This is a genomic window from Oleiphilus sp. HI0132 (assembly GCF_001635845.1).
The window spans coordinates 1-3,530 of the sequence record NZ_LWGJ01000820.1 but is presented as its reverse complement, the minus strand read 5'-3'; the positions used below and the strand labels follow the sequence as shown (position 1 = coordinate 3,530).

The following is a 3,530-nucleotide window of genomic DNA, read 5'->3' as shown; positions in this document are numbered from 1 at the left end:
TACAGCGGTCACACTGGGCCAACTTGGTAAAGCATCGATAACAGTAACCTTGGTTAAAGCTCTTGTTGGTACGCTTCTGACAATGAAAACAGCGAATCTCGCCGTTAGAACGAAAGCGTAATTTCTTGCCAAGATAATCTGCAGGATTGCATTTTGTATCACCAAAGTTCAAGGTGTAACTTACCGGGTTCCCCTGACTCACTGTCATTTTACTTAAATGACCTGATGCAACTTGATTCATTAATCGTCTTCTTTGTTAGTGCAATATACGGATAGTCGACTCATCATCACTATCGTCTTTTGGCCCGCATGGGGAGGTCTTTTTCGTTGTATCAACATAGCCGGTTCGATTGCTTTCATCGAGTCCATGTTTTACTTCATAAAGCATGACCGCCTGAAGGCATATTTCTTTTTGCTCACGAGAGAGGGTCCGGCCATCGGGCCACTTTCCCAACTCTATCGCTTGTTTGAACTTTTCGTAAATTTCTTTAGGAATGGATTCAGCAGCATCTTCAAACTTCATAAGTTAATCCTAGAAGAACTTTGAGTGCCATAGCATGCACTCAAGAATTTGTAACAAGCTAGCGAGAATATCAATCCCTGTAACGCTACTCAAGAATAAACAAAAAAGATCAAGCTCAGTGGTTGACAATGCAAATGATAACAATTATCATTTGCATAAGTTGAGCTCCCAGCGAAGCGCAATCACTCTACTTTAGAGCGATTACCTTTCACCGGAAATCAACTTGGTCTCTCTCATCTCTACACATACATATGTGAACTCCGTTAACCTCGGGCCAAAACATTTGGCCCGGTGGATAACGGAGTTTTTTTATACTTTCTTTTCTATAACACGCTCATTCACATACAGGGTAATTGCCGCCCAAACCAGACCCGACAATAGGCCATACAGGTGTGCGGCATTAGCCATTCTCCCCCAACCCAACCACTCAGTGACAGGCGTATAACCAAGCAGTAGCCAGACCAAGCTAAACTTTAACAATACATTAGGGAAAAAGATGTTTTTATCAAACATCTTCCATAACCAGCAATAACCTACCAAACCATATACCACTCCCGACAAACCACCGAAGAAGTACCCAGTTTCGAGAAGCTGAGCAATATTTGAAATAATGGAAACAAACATCGTCAAGGCAATAAACGAAACGGAACCTTTTTGCATTTCCAGCTGGCCACCAAGCACCCACAACATTAACAGGTTGAAGGTGATGTGCATGACGTTGAAATGGATAAAATCCGGCGTAACCAAGCGCCAGACCTGGCCGCTGATAAGCACATCAAGCATTGCATTCCAGCGCCCACTGACTGAGTTCATATCCAAACCGGAATTAAAGGGATCAACGATCAAAAAAGATCTAAGCAGCGCACCGCCTTTACCAAAGTCGGTTAGAAAAGCAAAAGCCACACTAACAAAGATAAGTGTAAAAATCACAGGAGCTTGGCTTGGTTTAGCCCTCGTGTATGCCACCAGGTCCCTCGGCTTACGAAACACTTCACGACGCCGATGCTGGTCCTGCATTTTATCAAGCTGCTCAGCTAGGCCACTACGATACTGAGGTTCTGTCATGTAGCGTTCAAGCGCACTCAAGACCTGCTCCTCATAGCCTTCATCATCTAGAATCAAAGCTTGTTCACCCTGATTTTCAATGACTCGATGGGCCACGCCCTGAAAATGGAGCCATTGACTAAAGTCCGAAAGATCCAAGTCTAGTGGAATGGGTGGTATGCGACTCATGTCCGGGTAACGTCCACCGACACAAACTTGTCTTTACTCAAGACTCTCTCGCCATCCATTCGGTAAGCCACCAGCTGGCCATATTTCACCGCGCTATAATCCAGGCAAGCAATATTGCATTGAATAGGCTCTGGCTCACCAGACATCCAGTAATGACCCACAAATACGGGCGCCTCTGTTGTTGGGTAGGTCAGTAATTGCTGCTTCTCTATCGCCGACAAAGGACGCTCAGCCATTTCTGGCGGCAGTGGGTCGGGTTGAAAGACAACATCATTGTATATCTGGGGATCATCACTCCAGAACTTTGTGCGAAACATGCTTCTCGCCAAGCCATCTTTGCCTAGAATGGTTTCACCGTTTGGCAGCTCCAATGCGGTACCGCGAGTTAACTTGTCAATAATTCGGCTAGCGAAAGAACCAGAGACCGCAGACTCGTGCAAAAAGTCCATACTAATGCAATGGTCTGGGGAATAAGATTTTAAACGTTCAATCGCTAAACTATCCCAACAAGCATGAACCACTCGGAAGTCTTCTTTTTCAATAAAAAGAGGGATTTCATGAAACCACGATAGAAACTTGTGCCATTCGGAGCGATGAGCATCAAACTGCTCCAAGGTCTCTCGAATAAGTCTGTGATGACGAGCGTTGTGCTCGCGCAAATACTGCATGCCACTACCTTGACGACCCTCTGTGCAGTAACACATTGCATTGTATTCGTGATTGCCCAGGACAATTTCGGCCTGCGATTGGTCGACCATGTCTTTTACAATATGCAGAGCTTCTCGAATTCGAGGGCCTCTATCAACAATATCACCCACAAAAATCACTTTGCGTTGCGGATGACGGTAGCAACCTTGCTTGTTCTCATAACCCATCTTTTTCAACAGACGTTCAAGGGAGTTACCACAACCATGAATATCACCAATCAGGTCATAGCCTTGCTTAACTTTTTTCTTAACAAATGCCATCTATTAACTACTTATCAGGTTATTGGCCCAGCCTAATTTCTCTCTACAGGTTTCATAGAAGTTATGAGAGGTAGGGTGAATCAAACGCACTTTATGTGGTTTTTTACTTATGTATACTGCATCGCCAGGCGCAACAGGGATGTGATGCTGACCATCACAGCTGACCTGCGGGTAAATCTCATTACCTTCACCAATCACAATTTTAATCTCACTTTTACCGTCAACAACGATTGGACGGCTACTGAGCGTATGAGGAAACATTGGAACTAATGAGATTGCATCGAGTTTAGGGTGCAAAAGAGGCCCACCGGCCGACAAAGAGTAAGCTGTTGACCCAGTTGGTGTCGAAACAATCAAACCATCTGAACGCTGACTGTAGACAAACTGACCCTCAATAAACAAGTCAAAACCGATCATACGAGTTGACTTACCCGGGTGAAGAACGATGTCATTCAATGCGGTACCAAAGCCAACCGGCTCGCCATTTCGCTTAACATGAACATCTAGCAGGAAGCGTCTTTCCTGAATATACTGCCCTGAAAGCACTTCTTTTACTTTCGATTCCAACTCAGTTGGTGACACATCAGTCAAAAAACCTAATCGGCCACGGTTTACTCCTAACAAAGGAACATTTGATTTAGCTAACTCTCGAGCAGCCCCCAACAAACTTCCATCACCACCCACTACGATCACCAGATCACACATTTCCCCCATCATTTTGACACTGGAAACCTGCAAACCATGCCCGGGAATTAAAGCACCGATATTTTCTTCAATGATTAGATAATAACCTTCATTAACCAGAA

At 44.6% G+C, this 3,530-nt stretch carries 5 protein-coding genes; all 5 read right to left on the bottom strand.

The features are described from left to right. The coding region (locus tag A3766_RS28820) for a DUF2797 domain-containing protein (protein ID WP_231882873.1) at positions 1 to 241 on the bottom strand (241 nt) is incomplete at its 3' end. 15 nt (positions 242 to 256) lie between these two features. Continuing rightward, the gene (locus A3766_RS09435; protein ID WP_068506813.1) at positions 257 to 523 is read right to left on the bottom strand and encodes a YeaC family protein; all 267 of its coding nucleotides are present in this window, start codon (positions 521 to 523) and stop codon (positions 257 to 259) included. 309 nt (positions 524 to 832) lie between these two features. Beyond that, on the bottom strand, positions 833 to 1,756 hold the full coding sequence (locus A3766_RS09430; protein ID WP_068506814.1) for a rhomboid family intramembrane serine protease: 924 nt from the start codon (positions 1,754 to 1,756) through the stop codon (positions 833 to 835). Further along, on the bottom strand, positions 1,753 to 2,724 hold the full coding sequence (locus A3766_RS09425) for a metallophosphoesterase (protein WP_068506816.1): 972 nt from the start codon (positions 2,722 to 2,724) through the stop codon (positions 1,753 to 1,755). Before A3766_RS09425 ends, A3766_RS09430 begins: the two co-directional genes overlap by 4 nt. 3 nt (positions 2,725 to 2,727) lie before the next feature. Beyond that, on the bottom strand, positions 2,728 to 3,530 hold an 803-nt coding region (locus A3766_RS09420), incomplete at its 5' end, for an NAD(+) kinase (protein ID WP_068642133.1).

Coding starts and splice junctions, on each gene's coding strand:
- A3766_RS09435 (WP_068506813.1), bottom strand. CDS start 523: ATGAAGTTTGAAGATGCTGCTGAATCCATTCCTAAAGAAATTTACGAA.
- A3766_RS09430 (WP_068506814.1), bottom strand. CDS start 1,756: ATGAGTCGCATACCACCCATTCCACTAGACTTGGATCTTTCGGACTTT.
- A3766_RS09425 (WP_068506816.1), bottom strand. CDS start 2,724: ATGGCATTTGTTAAGAAAAAAGTTAAGCAAGGCTATGACCTGATTGGT.